Origin of the sequence: Pseudomonas sp. Z1-12 (genome assembly GCF_051132015.1) — a bacterium.
GTDB classification, from domain to species: domain Bacteria; phylum Pseudomonadota; class Gammaproteobacteria; order Pseudomonadales; family Pseudomonadaceae; genus Aquipseudomonas; species Aquipseudomonas zanjanensis.
The window spans coordinates 2,359,969-2,378,629 of record NZ_CP071647.1 but is presented as its reverse complement, the minus strand read 5'-3'; the positions used below and the strand labels follow the sequence as shown (position 1 = coordinate 2,378,629).

Here is an 18,661-nt window from a genome sequence, read left to right as displayed (position 1 = left end):
CTCGAATCAGTGGGTCGGCGTGGCAGGGGTCGGCGTGGCCGCCGCCAGGGTCTGGGCTTCGAAACCACCACCCAGGGCCTGCATCAGTTGGATCGACAAATCGATCTGCTCGGCATTCAGGTTCGCCAGTTGGCGCTGGGCCTGAAGCAATTGCTGCTCGATGCTCAGCACGTCCAGGTAATTACCGATGCCCGAGCCGTAGCGCTGGACCACGGTGTCGTAGGAGTTCTGCGCGATGTCGGTGGCATGTTGCTGGGCACCGATCTGGCGAGCGATGTCACGCAACTGGTTGATGGTGTCGCTCACATCACCAAGGGCCGTGACCAGGCTCTTGTTGTACTGCGCCACCGCCAGGTCGTAATCGGCGTCCCGGGCATCCAGGTCCGCCCGCAAACGGCCGCCGTCGAAGATCGGCAGCGACACGGTGGGCGCCACGTTGAAGAAACGGCTGGGCGAACCGAACATCGCATCGCCCAGCAACGACTGCACTCCCGCCGCCGCGCTCAGGTTGAGGTTGGGATAGAACTGGGTCTTGCCAGCCTCGATGTTCTTGCTCGCCGCCTCCACCCGCCAGCGCGCCGCGACCAGGTCGGGGCGGCGGCCCAGCAGCTCGGCCGGCAGGTTCGACGGCAAGGCGACCGCGCTGGCTTGCAGCACGTTCGGCCGGGCGATTTCGTTGCCGCGGTCCGGCCCCTTGCCCAGCAGCACGGCCAGGGCGATCTTGGCGCTCTGCAGACGTTTCTCGGCGTCGATCAGGGTCGCATCGGCGCTGGCTTCCAGGCTTTCGGTCTGCTGGAACTGATATTCGCTGTCAATCCCGGCGCTGAGACGGCGCTTGCCCAGATCGAGCATTTGCCGGGTGCGCTTGAGGTCCTCGGCGGCCAGGTCATGAATGATGTGGGCCTGGCCCAGGTCGCTGTAGGCCCGGGCCACGTCGGCGGCCAGGGTCAGCTGCGCGGCCTGGCGATCGATCTCGGCGGCGCGGGCCTGGCCCAGGGCGGCTTCCCAGGCGGCACGCTGGCCACCCCAGAGGTCGAAGTTGTAGTTGAAGTCCACGCTCAGCGAACGCAGGGTGCTGTAGGCCCCGCCCTGCCCTTGCGGATCCTGGTCACGGGCCAGTCGCGAACGGCTGACGCTGCCGCTGGCATCCAGGGTCGGCAGGCGTGCCGCGTTGGCGGCATAGGCCGCGGCACTGGCCTGGTGGACCCGGGCGCTGGCGACCTGCATGTCCGGGCTGTCGCGCAAGGCTTCACGGATCAGGCCGTCGAGTTGCGGGTCGCCGAGGCTTTTCCACCAGTCGTTTTTCGGCCACGCGGCCGGCGACAGCGTGACCCCATTCAACGATTGACCAGCCTGGAGACGCTTGGCCTCGAGGCTGACGCCTTCGGTCTTCAAGCCACTGTAGCTGGCACAACCGGCGAGGCTCATGGCCAACAGCACCAGGCTCAACCGGGTACGCAAGGTTTGACGTTTCATTTCTCCCCCAATCGCAACACGGTGATGGGATCACCGGCGGCGAGCAGTATTTTCTTGAGGATGTCTTCGAGGGTTTGCAGCTCCTCGCGGCTGATGGCACCGGCCAACTGATTCATGGCGTCGGCACCAATGAACGGCAGGCGATCGGCGAGGGCCTGGCCAGCTTCGGTCAACACCAATTGCACCTGGCGCCGATCCTCTGCCGAGCGCTGGCGGACCAGGAAACCTTTCTGCTCCAGGCGATCGAGCATGCGCGTCATCGAGCCGCTGTCCAGGGACAGGTAGCGACACAGCTCGACCGGCGTGTCGATGCCGTGCTGGGCCATGATGATCAACACCTTGAACTGCGCGGCGGTGATGCCGACGGGTTCCATGTGGGTGTCGATGATCCGGTCCTTGAGCAGCGCGGCGCGGCCGAGCAGCATGCCGAGATGGCAATTGTGAAATTCGTCAGGGGTGAAATGCTTCATCCGGGCACCGTTTGCTGCCTAGGCAGTGAATGTATGTCGAAATATTACTGCTTAGGCAGCAAATGTCAAACAAATCGTTAGCGTGCTATTCACCAACAGACGAAACGCAGACAAACCTGTAGGCGAACAAATGTGGGAGCGAGCTCGCTCGCGATAGCGGTGTGTCAATCAACGACGAGGTTGAATGTCATGCCGCTATCGCGAGCAAGCTCGCTCCCACAGGGGGACTTGGGGATGAAGTTAGAAATCGCGCTTGTAGAAGATATCCAGCGAGCTGGCGACGCCGCTGGCGGCTTCGAGGTAGACCTTCTTGCTGAGCTTGTAGCGCAGGGCGATGGTGTTGGCCGGTTCGAACACGCCGACGCCGTAGCGCAGGCTGAGCTTTTCCGAGAGGTTGCCGCTGGCGACCACGCTGGTGGTGTTGCCGCTGCCCTGGGTGTCGAGCTGGAAATCATCGATGCCCAGGTTATTGGCCAGGCTGGTGGTCACCCCCGAACTGCCCATCAACCCCAGGCCCAAGGCGGCCTGGGCGAGCATGTTGTTGTCCTCGCCCGTGGTGCTCAACGGTCGGCCCAGCACCAGATAGGACAATGCCTGCTCCTGGCTCATGGCCGGTTCGGAAAAGATTTGCGTGGTCGGTTGCTCGGCGCTGCCGCTCAAGCGGATGCCGGCGACCACATCGTCGGTCTGGCGGATCGCTTCGATGTCCAGGTAGGGCTGGTCGATGGGCCCAGCGAACAGCAGCCGTGCCCGGCGCACCGTCAGCCGTTGCCCGTAGGCGCGATAACGGCCGTCGTTGAGCCACAGTTCACCGCGGGTATCCATGTTGTCGCCGATGTGCACCTGGCCCTGGACGTTGGCCGTCAAACCGAAACCCGAGAATGCGAGTTTGTCCTGGCCGACGATCACATCGATGTCCATCGCCATGGCCAGCGGCGCCTTGCCCTCTTCGGTCTGGTAACCGACGATCACCGTATCATCCGAGACCTTGACGGTGGACGGCGGCAGTTCGCGAACAGTGATCTCGCCTTTGGGCACCAGGACCTTGCCGGCAATGGAAAGCTGCTCGCCCTGCATCGTGATGTTCAGGTCCGGTGCCACGTCGAGCACCGCATAAGGCTCAACGGTGACCGGCAGTTGCGAGCCCTTGAGGGCCAGGTTCATCGACAGAGCCTCGCCCCAGCCGATGTTCCCGGTCAAGCTGCCCTGCCCGCGCTTGCCACTTTTCCAGTCGCCGTCGAGCCGTACCGTTTCGCCGGCGATCATCGCCCGCACTTGCAAGGCTTCGAGGCTGACCGGCAGCTCCGGCCCGGAGACTTCACCGTCGCTGAGCACCAGGTTGCCGTTGACCTGGGGCGCGAGCAAACCACCGGACAACGTCCCGCTGCCGTTCAGGTGACCGGTGAGGGTTTCCACCATCGGTAAGAACGGCCGGGCCACGGACAAGTCTAGGCCAGTGAGGCGGAATGAGCCGCTCAAGGGCTTGCTCGCCGGCAGCGGGTTGATTTGCGCCTGGAGCATCAGTTCGCCGAGCCTGGCACCGACGAAATTCAGGTCGGTGTCGATGCGCTTGGGAGTCAGGCGGCTGTTGAGCGTCAGGGTCTGGTACGGGAAGTCCAGCCATCGCGGCTTATCACTCGCCTTATCCCGAATCCGCAAGGTGCCGCCACTGGCATCCACCAGGATGCGGCCATTCGGGCCGCTGGCCGGCAGGTCCAATTGCAGGTCCGCGTTGAGCCGGCCCTGCCAGGCAAAATCCTTGGGCATCCACTGGGCCAGGCTTTCGATGGGGAATTGCTTGAGGTGATAACGCAGCTTTGGCTCCGGCATCAGCCGTTGGTCTTCACCGCACAGGCTGGCCTCACCGGAACGCCAGCAATGAGCGCCGACGTTGAGCGTGCCATCGGCCAGGCGTTCGAGTTTCGCCGGGGCTTGCAGGCGCCAGGCTTGGCCGCCGGCCTGCACCTCGCCGCTGGCCAGGCGCCCGCGCCAACTGCCCTGGTCGAGGGCGCCGTCGAGTGCCAGGGTCGTGTCGAGCTGCGGCCCCTGCAAATCCAGATTCAGTGATTGCCGCTTGATGTCGCCCTGCCCGCTGACGGTCAGCACGCCTAACGACGTTTCGCCGGCGCGGATGCCACTGGCCTTGAGGTCGAGCTTGCCGCGCTGGGCGCTGTCGAGGGACGCGTCCAGGTTCAGGCTTTGCAGGCGATTGTCCTGCAACGCCAACTGCGTGCCTTGCAAGCCGAGCTTGCCCTGGGGCGCCTTGAGCGTGCCGGCCATGTCGACCCGGCCGACCATTTGGCCGCGCAGTTGCGGCCAGAGCTGGGCCAGGCGCGAGAGCTTGATGTCGATCTGGCCGGTGAGCTTCTGTTGCAGGCTGGCGCTGCCGTTGATGCGGTTGTCTCCCAGGCGGATATCCAGCGCGCTGAGGTTCCACTGCTCGCCGGCGCCGCTGGCCTTGGCCTGGAACTGCGCCGGTTGTCCGCGCAGCTTGCCCTTGAGGTCCAGGTCCGCGTCGAGGTCGAGGCGGTCGTTCTTCATCGCCCCTTTGCTGCGCAACGGCCCGGCCAGGGTCCCGGGCAGTTCGCCCAGCCAGTACGCCGGGTTGATGGCCGACAGTTGCAGCGCCGTGTCCCAGGCAATGCCGTCGGCAAATTGCAGGCTCAGGTGCCCTTCGGCCTTGCCCTGCCCCGCGGCGAGCTTGAGCTGTGGCAGATGAATTCGCGTCAGGTCGCCGCTGAAGGGGCTGTCCAGGCTGAAGGCTCCGGCCGGTCCGTCCAGGGCGGCTTGGAAGTTGCCCAGGTATTTACCGTCGGTGTATGAGACTTCGCCGTTGAAGCTGCGCAAGGTCACCTGCGGCTCGTCGATCAGCGGATAAAGGCGATGCCAGGGGAAATCCAGCCAGGCGACTTTCGCCTCGGCGCTCAGGCCTTCGCGCCAGTCCAGCCGCCCGTTGAGCTTCAGGCTTTGCTGATCGCCAGCGTCCAGGTCCAAACCGGCGATGTGTGCGCCATTGGCGTCCACGGTGCCTTGTAGCAGCAACGCCACCGGTCCTTTTTCGGCCGGCAGGGTCGCCTTGCCGAGCAGTTGGTAGCCGTTTTTCAGATCGCCTGCGCCGGTCAATTCCAGCTGGTTGAGCAACAAGGTGTCGGGCAGATCGCCGCTGGCCTTGAAGCCGTCGGCGGTGATGCGCACCTTGGCCGGCAGGTTGTCCGCCAACGGTTGCAGCTCACCGGTCAACTGGCCTTGCAGGTAGCCGCTGCTGTCGGCCTTGAGGTTGAGGGTCTTGAGCAGGTTGCCGTCGACTTTCAGGTCCAGGGCCCAGGGCGCCGCACCTGGCGCCGGCAAGGTCAATCGGCCTTCGGCGTTCAATGGCCAGTCGCCGCCGGGCTTGAGCAGGCCGGACAGCTGCAGGCCCAGCGCGTCGCGCTGTAATTGCACCGAATCGATCTGCAGGCCCTCGGAGGTCCAATGGGCAACCAATTGCAAACCCTTGAGCTGCTCGCTGCCGTTGAACGACAGGCTGCCGACTTGCACATCGCCCAGTTCGATCGCGAGCGGCAAGTCCAGGTCCGGCAAGCTGATCGGGCCGCTGCTTGGCTCATCGGCCGAGGCTGGCAATCGCAACGCGATCTGGTCGGCCTTGAGCTGTTCGATGCACAGGGTCATGCGCACCAGGCACAGCGGCGACCAGGCGAATATCAACCGATCCACCTCCACCCGACTGTCGCCCTGCTGCCACAGCAGCCGATCGGCGCTCCACTGCCCGCCCAGCCGGCCCTGGAAGTTTTCCACGCTCAGCCCAGGCACCAGGCCAAGGGCCCAGCGGCTGCCAAAGGCCGTGCCCAGCGCCACGCCCAAGGCCAGCACGAGCGCCAGCAATACCCCGGCGAGCGCCAGCAGCGTTGTCTTCACACCACGCGTCACAGCTCAGGCCCCATGGAGAAGTGCAATCGAATGCCGCCCTCGTCGTCCATCGCATGGGCCAGGTCGAGGCGGATCGGCCCCACCGGCGACACCCAACGCACGCCGACACCCACGCCGGTCTTCAGGCTCGGCAGCTCCAGGCTATTAAAGGAGTTGCCCTGGTCGATAAACGTCGCCACCCGCCATTTTTCCGCGATGGAATATTGATACTCCAGGCTGCCGGCGACCATGTAGCGACCACCGATACGGTCGCCCTCGGAGTTCTCCGGAGACAGGCTCTGGTAGTCGTAACCGCGCACGCTCTGGTCGCCACCGGCGAAGAAGCGCAGGGACGGCGGAATGGATTTATAGCCATTGGTGGCGCTCCCGCCGATCTGCGCCCGAGCCAGCAGCCGATGCTTGTCGAACACGGTGGTCAGGCCCTTGACCATGGCGGTGCCGTATAACAGGTTGTTGTCCGAACCCAGGCCTTCCTTGGCGACCTTGGTGTCGAACTGCAAACGGTAGCCGTTGTGCGGGTCGATACGGTTGTCGCTGCGCAGGTAGGAATAACTCACGCCGGGCATCAACAACGTGCTCAGGCCCGCATCGTCGCCGAGGCGGTACTCCTCGCGCTGCCATTTGAGCGACACCACCCGCTGCCAGCCGCTGGGCAACTTGCTGTGCCATTCCGGGCCCACGGTGAGCAGTTTGCTGAGGCTGTCGGTGCCGGCCAGTTCTTCATATTGATAACCGCCGGCGTAGCGCATCTTGTCGGTCAGCGGCGGGTCCAGCGGCACGTCGTACCACAGGCCGACGTTCTGCCGGGGCGCCGACACTTCCGCTTCCCAGCCATAACTGTGGCCCTGGGGGTTGACCCAGTGACGCGTCCAGTTGGCTTTGGCCCGGGGACCGACGTCGGTGGAAAAGCCCAGGCCCAGGCCCATGGTGCGCGGCTTGCGCGTATCGAGCTTGACCGCCACCGGAATTACGTTATCGGTGGCAGCGGTGGGCGCGGCATCGACGCGCACGCCTTCGAAATAACCGCTCGATTGCAGGGCCTGGTTGAGTTCTGCGATGAGTTCGGAATCGTACGCCGTGCCGGCCTTGAACGGCACCATGCGTTGCAGCAAGTCTTCGTCGAACGGCGTGTCGCCTTCGAAGCTGACCGGACCCAAGGCATAACGCGGGCCGCTGTCGTAGACCAGTTCGATGTCGGCGAGGCCCGCCTGAGGGTCTACCAGGAGTTTCTGCTGGGTAAAGCGCCCACTGAAATAGCCATAGCGCGAGGCCTGGTTCTGGATGACCCGCTTGGCGTCTTCGTAACGACCATGGTTGAGCACCGCGCCGGGTTTCAGGCCGGCGTTGCCGGGTACGCGAAAAGCCTTGAGCGAAGCCGCCGGGCCATCGATGCGCACAGTGACATTGCGCAAGTGCACCGGCTCGCCGGGTTCGATGGTCAGCATCAGGCGCGGGTCCTTGCCGCCCTTGACCTCACTGTCGATCTGCGGCTGGTAGTAGCCCAGCGCCTGGGCGGCCTTGCGCGCCTGTTCCTCGGCGCCGCGACTGAAGCGCAGCAAGGCCTCCTCGTCACGATCACCCAAGCCACCGATGTAACCTTCTACGTTGGCCTTGAGTTCGTCGTTGGACGGCTGGACGCGTACTTCCAATTCACTTTTTGCCAGGGCCGCGCAGCTGAGGGACAGCAAGAGCGCGCCACTGATCATTCTTCCTGAGCGGTTCATGGCGCGGATGCTATCACGAGCGTAGGTGCCTGATAGAGCCGGACATTTCCTAAAAGTTCGCCCGACTATGCCGTTGCGCTTTGCAGAACCTGCGGGTTGGCGTGGAAGAACACATGCTCGCGGATAGGTCCTACCGCCACTTCCCCGATTTCCTCGTAACCCTGGCGTTTATAAAACTCCAGGTAACGCGGGTTGCCGGTGTCCAGCACCACGCCTCGGGAATGTTCGTCCACCGCACACCAGTTATGCACCGCCGTGAGCAATTGTTCGCCGAAATGCTTGCCCTGGAACTGTGGGTGCACACCCAGCAGCGGCAGTACATGGACCGCATCGGACGGCAGGCAGGCCAACACCGCCGCGTGATAGTCCAAGTAGCGCCTTGTGCAACGAAAACCAGTGCTCAAGACCATGCGCAGGCGCCAGGCCCAGCTTTCAGTGATGCCCAGGCGCCGCTGCGGCGGGGCGATCAGGGCAATGCCGATCAGGCGGTCGTTGACCAGCAGGCCGATGGCCGGCAGGTCCTGGAGAAAGTGCTGCTTGACCAGCTCGCGCACCGTGGCCCGTACCCGCTGTTCATAACCGGGACGCTCGGATTCGAACAGGTAGCTGAAGGTCGGCTCATGGCGATAGGCCTGGTACAGCAACGAACGGGCTTCACGGGAATAACCACTGTCGAGCATATGGACGTCGGCGATGGCGGTTTCAGGCATGGCGTTGGATCTCCTGGGGCGAGGCTCGGTGAGGCCCTGCTCTTATTGAGTACGAACTCGATAGGGTCGTGATCGTTCCTACATGCAAAGGACATTAGCAGCGCATTTGTCCTACTGCCACGCTGGCTCCCTTCCCACATGTCAGCTAGCATCGCAGTTTTGCCAGGACAGCCGACCATGAAGATCGTCTCCTTCAACATCAACGGGCTGCGCGCCCGCCCCCATCAGCTGGCGGCGCTGATCGAGAAGCACCAGCCGGATGTGATCGGGCTGCAGGAAACCAAGGTCCACGACGAACAGTTCCCCCTGGCCGAAGTGCAGGCCCTGGGCTACCACGTGCATTACCACGGGCAAAAAGGCCACTACGGCGTCGCCCTGCTCTCCCGCCAGGCGCCGCTGAGCCTGTACAAAGGCTTCGAAGGTGACGACGAAGACGCCCAGCGGCGCTTCATCTGGGGCACCTTCGCCGACGCCAACGGCGTGCCGGTGACCATCATGAACGGTTATTTCCCACAGGGTGAAAGCCGCGACCACCCGACCAAATTCCCGGCCAAGGAACGTTTCTACAGCGATCTGCAGCATCTGCTGGAGAGCCGCTTCAGCAACGACCAGCCGGTGGTGGTAATGGGTGACGTGAACATTTCCCCGGAAGACTGCGACATCGGCATCGGCCCGGACAACATGAAGCGCTGGCTGAAGACCGGCAAATGCAGCTTCCTGCCGGAAGAGCGCGAATGGATGGCCCGCCTGAAGAACTGGGGCCTGGTGGACAGCTTCCGCCACCTGAACCCGGACGTCACCGACCGTTTCAGCTGGTTCGACTACCGCAGCCGCGGTTTCGAGGACGAGCCCAAGCGCGGCCTGCGCATCGACCTGATCCTCACCTCCCACGGCCTGCTGCCACGGGTCAAGGATGCCGGTGTGGACTATGAGTTGCGGGGCATGGAAAAACCGTCGGACCATGCGCCGATCTGGTTGCAGTTGGGCTAAGTCCGAAGCATCCAAATACCCCCTGTGGGAGCGAGCTTGCTCGCGATAGCGGTCTGACTGTCACATAGATCCTGAACGTGCCGCCGTCATCGCGAGCAAGCTCGCTCCCACATCGGACTTCGGTGCCCCGTCGCACCCCTGTCACCTTTCAGTAACCTGACTGACTTAATCTTCCGGCACTTCCTCGGGTTCAGCAGGTGCCGGCATGCGGCTGTGTGTTGTCTTTTTCATGGGCCTCTGGCTGCCGTTCGTGGCATGGGCCGGCAATTTGCCCATTCCCGAACACGGCCCAGCCTTGCGCCTGCAGGGCTCCAATACCATCGGCGCGGCGCTGGGGCCGGCGCTGGTCAGGGGATTGATGGAGGACCAGGGGCTGCTCAGGGTCAGCAGCGAAATCACAGGGCGCGACAATGAGCAGCGCATCGTCGGCCAGACCGCCGATGGCCGACGGGTACAGGTCGATATCGCGGCCCACGGCTCCAGCACCGGCTTTGCTGCCCTCAAACAGGCCAGCACCGACCTGGCGGCATCCTCCCGGCCGATCAAGGACAGCGAACTGAAGGACTTGTCGTCCCTGGGCGACCTGAAAAGTCCTGCCGCCGAACAAGTCATCGCCATCGATGGCCTGGCGATCATCCTTCATCCCCACAACCCACTGCGCCAACTCGATACCGTACAGCTGGCACGAATATTCAGCGGCGAGGCAAAAACCTGGGAAGCCGTCGGCGGCACGGGCGGCCCGATTCATCTGTACGCCCGGGATGAGCAATCCGGCACCTACGACACCTTCAAGGAACTGGTCCTTAGCCGACAGGGAAAACGGCTGGATCCTACAGCGCGACGCTTCGAGTCCAGCGAACAGCTGTCCGACGCTGTCAGCCAGGACCCGCAAGGCATCGGTTTCATCGGTTTGCCCTACGTGCGCCAGGCCAAGGCGCTGGCCATTGTCGACGGCGCATCCCAGCCCATGCTGCCGCTTAACCACCTGATCGCCACCGAGGACTACCCGCTTTCCCGGCGCCTGTTCTTCTATCTGCCACCCTGGGGCACCAACCCCTGGGCCGAAGCGTTGGTGGCGTTTACCCAAAGCGACAAAGGCCAGGCCATCGTCGCGGCCAACGGTTTCATCGCCCAGACCGTCCAAGCCATGGCCGTCGCACCGAATGCACTGATGCCCGAGGGCTACCAGGCCCTGAGCCGCCATGCCCAACGCTTGACCGTGAATTTTCGCTTCGAAGAAGGCAGCGCCAGCCTGGACAACAAGGCCCACCAGGACCTGGGGCGCGTGCTCGACTATATAAAGCAGCATGGCAAAGCCGACCGACGCGTGACCCTGGTGGGCTTTGGCGACGTCAAGGACGACCCGGCCCGGGCCGATCTGTTGTCCAAACTGCGAGCCATGGCGGTGCGACGGGAACTGGTCAAATACGGCGTGGCGCTACGGGAAGTGCGAGGGTTCGGGGCGTTGATGCCGGTGGCGGCCAACAGCGAGGATGAAGGACGGGTCAGGAATCGGCGGGTGGAGGTCTGGGTTTACTAGCAACGATGCCATCAAACGCCTAACCCGCTCTTGTGGCGAGGGAGCTTGCTCCCGCTGGGTCGCGAAGCGGCCCCAAGCATTTTGTGTCAAACCAAAAAACCTGGGCCTGCTGCGCAGTCCAGCGGGAGCAAGCTCCCTCGCCACAAAAGCCTTATGTTTATCGCATTAATCTCGGCGTAAGACCGAACGACCTCACCTTGCGCCATTGCCTACAACTACGCCAGAATCCGCCGGCTTGTGCGCCTTGGGGCCAGGGCTTTATCGTTTCCGGGTCGCTGACGAATCAGCGATCGGGTTTGGTAGCCCGGGTAAAACTAAGGCGCACAGCTCCGGCATATTTATTATGGCGGCTGTGCGCGGGGCGCCTCTTGGCGCGCTGGGTTTGCCTTGGTACCCGGTCTACCAACCTGCGTATAGCCGCCACCCAATGTTTGGTAGCAAAGGGTTGTGGCTCCCATTACCAAGGAGTTTCATCCATGTTCAAAGCAACCCCAAACCCGCCGGACAAACATCCAGCCGACTCGGAAGCACTCGACAAAGCGGCGGCAGACCGCGCCCTCAATTACTACCTCAAACCCAAATCCAGCAAACCGCAAACCGACCCAAGCCAGCTCTTCACCCTTATCAACGGCATCAACACCGAAACCCTGCTCGCCAACCTCAGCGAAAACCTGGCCTCGGCCAACGCCATGCTCAGCGACCTGGCCTTCGACCTGGAAGGCTCAAGGCGCCACATTGCCCTGGGCATCCACCAATTGATCGAATTGAGTGGACAGCTGGCAGACCGAGCGCTGGACAACGTCGAAGCGCACCCGTCGACATAGTGCATCCCCCGTGGCGAGGGAGCTTGCTCCCGCTGGGTCGCGAAGCGGCCCCAAGCATTTTGTGTCTAACCAAAAGCTTGGGCCTGCTGCGCAGTCCAGCGGGAGCAAGCTCCCTCGCCACAAGAGCATGTGTGTCATGACAAGCAGCCTGTTACCGCCCCGCCAATTCCATGATCATCCGCGACAACAGATAAATCCTTGGCACCACACTTTCGACTTCGGCGTACTCCTCCGGCGTGTGGATATTGCCACCCACGATGCCAAACCCATCCAGCGTCGGCGTACCAACCCCGGCTGACAGACTGGCGTCCGCCGCGCCGCCACTGCCTTCTTCGGTCAGTTTGCGCCCCAGTTCGCCATAGATGCCCTGGGCCATGGCCATCAACCGGTCCGACTCCGCCGTCTGCGGCATCGGTGGCAGGCCGCGCTTGAGGCTGGTGGTGACTTCGGTATCGGCGATCAGCTTGTCCTGTGAAACACGGGCCAGGTCTTTTTCGATACGGTCGAATTCTTCCGGCACCGCCGCCCGCACATCGGCCTTGGCGCTCGCCTGGTCGGGGATCACGTTGGTCCGGTCACCGGCCTTGAGCACGGTGAAGTTGATGGTGGTTTTCTTTTCCGCGTCGCCGAGCTTGCCCAGTTGCAGAATCTGGTGTGCCGCTTCCATCGCCGCATTGCGCCCCAGTTCCGGCGCGACACCGGCGTGGGACGCCTTGCCCTTGACCTCCACCAGCGCCGTGGCACTGCCTTTGCGCCACACCACCAGGCCGTCGGCCGGGCGACCCGGCTCGAGGTTGAGGGTCACGTCGTGGGCCTTGGCGGTTTTCTTGATCAGGTCGGTGGCCACGTCCGAGCCGGTTTCCTCGCTGGCGTCGAGCAGGAAGGTGATTTGCGCGTAATTCTTGAAATCGAGGTTCTTGAGCACTTTCAAGGCGTAGATCCCGGCGACGATGCCGCCCTTGTCATCCATCACCCCCGGCCCGTAGGCACGGCCATCCTTGATGTGGAACGGGCGTTCAGCGGCCGAGCCCTCCTTGAACACCGTGTCCATATGGGCCATCAGCAGGATTTTTGCTTTACCGGTGCCCTTGAGGGTCGCCAGGATGTGCTGGCTACCGTCCGAATTCGGCACCTTCTCGATGGTAGCGCCCAACTTTTCCAGTTCGTCGATGGCAATGTCACCGACCTGGGTCAGCCCCGGCACATAGCCGGAGCCGGAGTCGATATTCACCAGCCGCTCCAGCAGTTTCAGGGCCTCGCCCTGGTAATGCTGCGCATCGGTCAGGATTTGTTGATGGGGTTGCGCGAAGGCCATGGGGGTGAAGGCGCCAAGGGCCAGGCTCAGGCCGAGGCTGACGGCCAGACGGGAGCGAACAGCGGTCATCGTCATGATTTCATCCTTGTTCCGTATCGAGTGAGTGCCATGGGCACCCTACCTGACAACGGGGCAAGGCTCTAGACAGCAGGTGGCCATCTCAGAGGGAAACAACCGATGCTTCCAGCACCTGCCGATGCCGGTGGCAAGTGACCCGGTTGCGCCCGCTGGTCTTGGCTTCGTACAACGCCTGGTCTGCATCGTTGAGCCAAAGCGTTGCGTCGCCATACGCCGGGTTGAACACCGCCAGGCCAATACTCAGGCTCACTTTAAGCGCCGGATCCTGCTCGTAGCTGAGGGTCGCGAAGCGCTCACGCAAACCATCCATCGCCTGCACAGCGTTATGCAGGGTCAGGTCCGGCAAGACCACGCAAAACTCGTCGCCACCATAACGCCCGACAACGTCGGCGGCGCGCAGGTTCTGCCTGAGCAGCTTGCCGAGCCGGCGCAGCACGACGTCGCCGGCGCCGTGGCCGTAGGTGTCATTGATGGCTTTGAAATGGTCGATGTCGATCAGCGCAATCGCGCCATGGGTGGTCCCGTCCGCTGGATGGCGCCCGCAACGCTGGAACTCCTCGTTGAGGCGGTCTTTCCAGGCGCCATGGTTGAGCAACCCGGTCAGGCTGTCGGTACGACTCAGGGCCAGCAATTCACGTTTCTGTCGCCCCAGGGTGTAGGCCTGGCGAAAACAGATCCAACCCAGTGCCATCGGATACAGGCACAGCAGCGGCAGACAAGCGTAGATCTGTGCCGGACTGGTCATGGGCACGCCGGTCAGCGGGAAGATCACCATGCCCACGGCGATGCCCGCCACTTGGGCCACAACCCCGACGAGCAGGAAACGCAAACCACCGATGGCGACGTTATTCATCGCCATCATCGCCAGCGTGACGGCCGTGGGCAGCGGGTTGAATTGCATCGCCACGACCCAGAAGCCGCCGAGAAAGGCATCGATCAACAAGTTGCGGTGTTCGGCGTGGTACGGCACCGCGCATCGGCGAGCCCACCCATAGGACAGGTGCGGCCAGAGCAGGCCGTTGAACAGCATGAAGCCCCAGACCCAGGGCGGCGGATCGAGGGGATAGAGCGCGGCGCTGACCAGCAGCAACCCCAGCGTCAGGCCCAGGATGCGCGATACGTAGAGCCTCCTGGCCAACGACAGTCCCTTTTTTCCCGTCTTTTGCATAGACGCCTCTGCACCGCGGGTTTCCCGAGTCATCGGGATGGGCTTGCCTGGAGTCTATCAGGGCGGCATCAAATAGCCACCACTGAATGCAGGGGTATTTTTCTTCAGCAAAATGCGGGGGCTCTGCTCGGATCTTGGCTATATATGACAAGGAAATCCGTGACGCCTCGCAAAGCAGGATTCCTGGGCAACGATGTTCCTGGGTTAAGCTTCACTGAACACCGCCTGATCCGTTTGATTACATTCTGTCGCAGCCCATGGAGGGCAAAACATGCTGGTGTTGTTCGTGGTTATTGCTGTACTTATCGCCTGGAGTTGGTTGACCTATCCCGGCATCGGCCATGTGATCTACGACATGAGCATGGCCTTGGAAGCACGCCTTTACCGGTTGCGCAAAATCACCGTGCCCATCAGTGAAATGACCGTGTCGACCTGGCAGGGCGGGCCTTATGAAGCATCGGCGAGCATCCTGATGCTGCACGGCTACAGCGGCGACAAGAACCTCTGGCTGCGGGTTGCCCGACATTTTGTCGGTGATTACCGAGTGGTGATCCCCGACCTCCCCGGCCATGGCGAAACCGGCTTCAAGGCCGGCGGCGGCTACGACATCCCGACCCAGGCCCGGCGGGTGATCGAGTTGCTCGACGCCTGCGGCCTGGACAAGGTCCACGTGATCGGCAATTCCATGGGTGGGCATCTCGCCGCGTGGCTGGCGGCCACTTCGCCTGAACGTGTGCTGACCCTGGCGCTGCTCAATCCGGCCGGCGTCACCTCCCCCCAACCCAGTGACATGGACCGCCAACTGGCCGCCGGTCGTAACCCGTCCCTCGTGCATTCGCGGGAGGAATTCATGCCGTTCTACGCAATGACCATGGCCTCGCCGCCCTGGGTGCCGGGCATGGTCATGGCCGCCGTGGCCGAGCGTTATGTACAGCGGCGCGAGGAACTGGCGGAGATCTACACCGACTTTCGCGCCAGCCCGCCAATGGAGCCCCACTTGGCCGCCATTCGTGCCCCTTCGCTGCTGCTCTGGGGTCGCCAGGACCGGGTGATCGACGTCAGCAGCGTGCCCGTATGGAGCAAGGGCATCGCGGACTTGCGTGTGGAAATCTGGGACGGGATCGGCCACCTGCCCATGATCGAACAACCGGGGAAAACCGCGGCGCTGTACCGTGACTTTCTCAAGGGATTGGGGCAGTGATCATGATGCAAGCAACGCCCCGTGGTGAACCGGTGGGTCAGTCCCTGGCAGAATGAAGTCCTGAAGATTCTTCGTTTGCCGGGACCGGCGAAGGCTGCGATCTTTCGTCCAACTTTCCCACAGCCCTCGCCAGGAATTCTCACGATGAGCTTCGTCAGCCCCGACCTGATCCGTCAACGCTTCTCCAGAGCGATGTCCGACATGTACCGCGACGAGGTGCCGTTGTATGGCGCACTGATGGAGCTGGTGGAAGACACCAACGCCCAGGTCCTGACCGAACAGCCGGAACTGGCCGCCCACCTGCGCAACACTGGCGAACTCGAGCGCCTGGACCTGGAACGCCACGGCGCGATCCGCGTCGGCACCGCCGCCGAGCTGGCGACCCTGGGGCGACTGTTCGCGGTCATGGGCATGCAGCCGGTGGGCTACTACGACCTCACGCCAGCCGGTGTACCGGTACATTCCACCGCGTTTCGCGCCGTGCATGAAAGCGCCTTGCAGGTCAGCCCGTTCCGGGTGTTTACCTCGCTGCTGCGCCTGGAACTGATCGAGAATGCAGAGCTTCGGGCCTTTGCCGAATCGGTGTTGGCCAAACGGCAGATCTTCACCCCCGGCGCCCTTGAGCTCATTGACCTGGCCGAACGCCAGGGCGGCCTGAGCGAAACCCAAGCCGAGGACTTTGTCCTACAGGCCCTGGAAACCTTCCGCTGGCACCACAGCGCCACCGTCACCGCCGAACAGTATCGGCAACTGAGTGCCCAGCATCGCCTGATCGCCGACGTGGTGGCGTTCAAGGGCCCGCACATCAATCACCTGACGCCGCGCACCCTGGACATCGACATCGTCCAGGCGCGGATGCCCGTGCACGGCATCACCCCCAAGGCCGTGATCGAAGGCCCACCCCGTCGCCAATGCCCGATCCTGCTGCGCCAGACCAGTTTCAAGGCGCTCGATGAGCCCGTTGCCTTCACCGACCAGCCCCAGACCCGGACCCAGCCCCAAGGCAGCCATAGCGCCCGCTTCGGCGAAATCGAACAACGCGGCGCCGCGCTCACGCCCAAGGGCCGTGCACTCTATGACCAATTGCTCAACGCCGCGCGCGATGCGCTGGGGGCGTTTCCCAACGAAGCCAACGCCGAACGCTACAACGTGCTGATGGCCGAACATTTCGTCGCATTCCCGGACAACCACGATGAGCTGCGCCGACAGGCATTGGCGTATTTCCGTTATGTCCCGACGCCCAAGGGCCTCGCCGCCAAGGGCACCCTTGAGGCAGCGACCTCCCTGGAACACTTGCTCGAACAGCAATACCTGCGGGCCGAGCCCTTGGTGTACGAAGACTTCCTGCCCGTCAGCGCCGCCGGCATCTTCCAGTCGAACCTCGGCGACGCCGCCCAGAGCCATTACGCCGGGCAGTCCAACCGCCAGGCCTTCGAGGCGGCGCTGGGGCGAGGGACCATCGACGAGTTGGGGCTGTATGCCCAGACGCAACAGCGCTCTATCGACGAGTGCAGGGCTGCATTGGGCGTGTAGGAATACGCCGAAGGATAAAACGGCAAGAAGTTGCCTGACAGGCACGCAGCGCGGCGCGCCTGTCTCGATGATTCTGCCCGGGCAGCTGGCGTCCGGGTGGGCCGCGAGAATCTGTCATGCGCCGGGCAAGGGTTTGTGCGCTTTGTGGCCTTTCTGGAGAAAAAAGCCACCAAGAATCAAATCAACCTATTGATCTATTTGGTTTTTTTGAAAATGGCACAGCTCTTGATAACCGTCAGGCCACCTCGGGGCGATTTCCGTCCCAGGCCCTTAGTTATCCAGGAAGGAGAGCATCCCTTGGCTACCCCCGCGTATATGACCATTGTCGGCACCAAACAAGGCCCGATTACCGACGGCGTGTTTACCGCCGACTCGGTGGGCAATACTTATCAGGAAGGACACGAAAATCAGATCATGGTGCAGGGCTTCCAGCACCAAGTGATCATCCCGCGCGACCCTCAATCCGGCCAACCAACCGGCCAGCGCATACACAAGCCCTTGGTTATCACCAAGGTGTTTGACAAGGCCTCGCCCCTGTTGCTGGCGGCCCTGACCAGCGGTGAGCTCATGGAAGAGGTCTCGATTCAATGGTTTCGCACTTCGAAACTAGGCACTCAGGAACACTACTACACGACCACGTTGTTCGACGCGATCATCGTGGAAATCAAGGACTACATGTTCAATTGCCAAGACCCGACGAACGCTCACTTCACCCATCTGGAAGACGTTCACTTCACGTATCGCAAGATCACCTGGACCCACGAAGTCAGCGGCACCTCGGGTTCCGATGACTGGCGTGCACCCGCCGTCGGTTGAATCAAAGATAACCGTTCACGCATCGGCCAACGCTGTTGGTCAATGTGCGCTCAAATAGTTGACAGTTATTAATTCAGGACGGTGTTCGCCCAGTGCGACGGCCTCGGCAATCCATGCACTGGTAAAGAGCCTGACACTGGGCGAACGGGGACAATAATAATGGAACTTTCAGACTATGTCCGGGAGACTGTTTAAATAATTGTTTATCTTTGATCGGAACTGCCGCCGATTGATGATCACTCACTTGTTCGTACAGCTAAATCTGAGGGCTATACCCCAAACCTGTGGAGAGGGAGCTTATGAGCTGGCTGCACAAACAGTTATACAAAACATGGACAAGTACAAAAAAAGTTATCGGCAAAAATTTAAACAGCCATTAAAAACTCTTTCTTAATACCCGCCGGCATGACGCACTTCATCCACGCCGTCCGGTTTTTTGCGCATCGGTGTCTCCCGCATCAGGGTCACCGTGTTGCTGTTTGCGCTTGGCCGGGTCATTGGGCCGCAAGGCATCGTTGTCGCGTTCCACTTCGCCGGGCAATGCTGGCGCGTCCGGGTTGGGCCGGGTTTGATCGGGGCTGTGGTTCATGGCGAACTCCTGGGGCATTCGGGATTCAGGCATCGGGGTCGGCGACTTCTTCAGCGACATTGGCATCCGGAGAGCGAAGGTGCAGTTGCTCGGCCTGGGTCTGCAAATCCTGCCAACATGCCAGATCGATGGCGCCGCGGCCGAACAGGTCATTGGCCACCTGCATCAACTCGGTGAAATGAGCATCGGGGGACTGCTGCCGGTAGGCCTTGTCGTCGAACAGTCGCTGCCAATCGGCCAGCGACGGTAGCTTGAGGTCATCGCCCATGACGGACTCCTGCGAGACATTCATAGGTTATG

Annotated in this window: 15 protein-coding genes; 6 read left to right on the top strand and 9 right to left on the bottom strand. The window is 62.4% G+C overall.

The window, feature by feature from the left end:
* Positions 1–6 precede the first annotated feature (6 nt).
* The 5 genes from J3P85_RS10570 to J3P85_RS10550 all read right to left on the bottom strand — a co-directional run bounded on the left by J3P85_RS10570 (position 7) and on the right by J3P85_RS10550 (position 8,307).
* A complete protein-coding gene (locus J3P85_RS10570) occupies positions 7–1,476 on the bottom strand; it encodes an efflux transporter outer membrane subunit (RefSeq protein WP_434705750.1) in 1,470 nt (489 codons plus the stop codon).
* Positions 1,473–1,946 (bottom strand): MarR family winged helix-turn-helix transcriptional regulator, encoded by a 474-nt coding sequence (locus J3P85_RS10565; protein ID WP_186706617.1) that lies wholly within the window; start codon positions 1,944–1,946, stop codon positions 1,473–1,475. Before J3P85_RS10565 ends, J3P85_RS10570 begins: the two co-directional genes overlap by 4 nt.
* 240 nt (positions 1,947–2,186) lie before the next feature.
* Positions 2,187–5,873, bottom strand: coding sequence for a translocation/assembly module TamB domain-containing protein (locus tag J3P85_RS10560; protein WP_434705749.1), 3,687 nt, complete (start codon positions 5,871–5,873; stop codon positions 2,187–2,189).
* Positions 5,870–7,597, bottom strand: coding sequence for an autotransporter assembly complex protein TamA (locus J3P85_RS10555; RefSeq protein ID WP_434705748.1), 1,728 nt, complete (start codon positions 7,595–7,597; stop codon positions 5,870–5,872). The genes J3P85_RS10560 and J3P85_RS10555 overlap by 4 nt, the downstream gene beginning before the upstream one ends.
* Positions 7,598–7,662: 65 nt before the next feature.
* The gene (locus tag J3P85_RS10550) at positions 7,663–8,307 is read right to left on the bottom strand and encodes a GNAT family N-acetyltransferase (protein WP_186706615.1); all 645 of its coding nucleotides are present in this window, start codon (positions 8,305–8,307) and stop codon (positions 7,663–7,665) included.
* 177 nt (positions 8,308–8,484) lie between these two features.
* Here J3P85_RS10550 and xthA point away from each other — a divergent pair, with 177 nt between their 5' ends.
* The 3 genes from xthA to J3P85_RS10535 all read left to right on the top strand — a co-directional run bounded on the left by xthA (position 8,485) and on the right by J3P85_RS10535 (position 11,661).
* Positions 8,485–9,297, top strand: a complete 813-nt coding sequence (gene xthA / locus J3P85_RS10545) for an exodeoxyribonuclease III (protein ID WP_186706614.1) — start codon at positions 8,485–8,487, stop codon at positions 9,295–9,297.
* Between the two features lie 205 nt (positions 9,298–9,502).
* A complete protein-coding gene (locus tag J3P85_RS10540; RefSeq protein ID WP_434705747.1) occupies positions 9,503–10,837 on the top strand; it encodes a substrate-binding domain-containing protein in 1,335 nt (444 codons plus the stop codon).
* 476 nt (positions 10,838–11,313) lie between these two features.
* Positions 11,314–11,661 carry a DUF6124 family protein gene (locus J3P85_RS10535; protein ID WP_434705746.1) on the top strand — a complete coding sequence of 116 codons (348 nt, stop codon included), beginning with the start codon at positions 11,314–11,316 and terminating at the stop codon, positions 11,659–11,661.
* Positions 11,662–11,812: 151 nt separating this feature from the next.
* Here the strand turns inward: J3P85_RS10535 and J3P85_RS10530 are convergent, their stop codons facing one another.
* Both J3P85_RS10530 and J3P85_RS10525 read right to left on the bottom strand, forming a co-directional pair.
* Positions 11,813–13,051, bottom strand: a complete 1,239-nt coding sequence (locus J3P85_RS10530; RefSeq protein WP_434705745.1) for a M20/M25/M40 family metallo-hydrolase — start codon at positions 13,049–13,051, stop codon at positions 11,813–11,815.
* Between the two features lie 85 nt (positions 13,052–13,136).
* Positions 13,137–14,222 (bottom strand): diguanylate cyclase, encoded by a 1,086-nt coding sequence (locus tag J3P85_RS10525; RefSeq protein ID WP_434705744.1) that lies wholly within the window; start codon positions 14,220–14,222, stop codon positions 13,137–13,139.
* A gap of 271 nt (positions 14,223–14,493) precedes the next feature.
* Between J3P85_RS10525 and J3P85_RS10520 the strand changes: the two genes are divergently transcribed.
* The 3 genes from J3P85_RS10520 (at position 14,494) to J3P85_RS10510 (ending at position 17,772) form a co-directional block, all read left to right on the top strand.
* The gene (locus J3P85_RS10520) at positions 14,494–15,423 is read left to right on the top strand and encodes an alpha/beta fold hydrolase (RefSeq protein WP_434705743.1); all 930 of its coding nucleotides are present in this window, start codon (positions 14,494–14,496) and stop codon (positions 15,421–15,423) included.
* Positions 15,424–15,567: 144 nt separating this feature from the next.
* Positions 15,568–16,956 (top strand): 2-oxoadipate dioxygenase/decarboxylase HglS, encoded by a 1,389-nt coding sequence (gene hglS / locus J3P85_RS10515; RefSeq protein ID WP_434705742.1) that lies wholly within the window; start codon positions 15,568–15,570, stop codon positions 16,954–16,956.
* Positions 16,957–17,253: 297 nt separating this feature from the next.
* The gene (locus J3P85_RS10510) at positions 17,254–17,772 is read left to right on the top strand and encodes an Hcp family type VI secretion system effector (RefSeq protein ID WP_434705741.1); all 519 of its coding nucleotides are present in this window, start codon (positions 17,254–17,256) and stop codon (positions 17,770–17,772) included.
* Positions 17,773–18,187: 415 nt separating this feature from the next.
* Here J3P85_RS10510 and J3P85_RS10505 read toward each other — a convergent pair whose 3' ends face one another.
* The gene (locus J3P85_RS10505; RefSeq protein WP_186708648.1) at positions 18,188–18,361 is read right to left on the bottom strand and encodes a hypothetical protein; all 174 of its coding nucleotides are present in this window, start codon (positions 18,359–18,361) and stop codon (positions 18,188–18,190) included.
* Positions 18,362–18,386: 25 nt separating this feature from the next.
* A complete protein-coding gene (locus J3P85_RS10500) occupies positions 18,387–18,629 on the bottom strand; it encodes a hypothetical protein (protein ID WP_434705739.1) in 243 nt (80 codons plus the stop codon).
* Positions 18,630–18,661 lie beyond the last annotated feature (32 nt).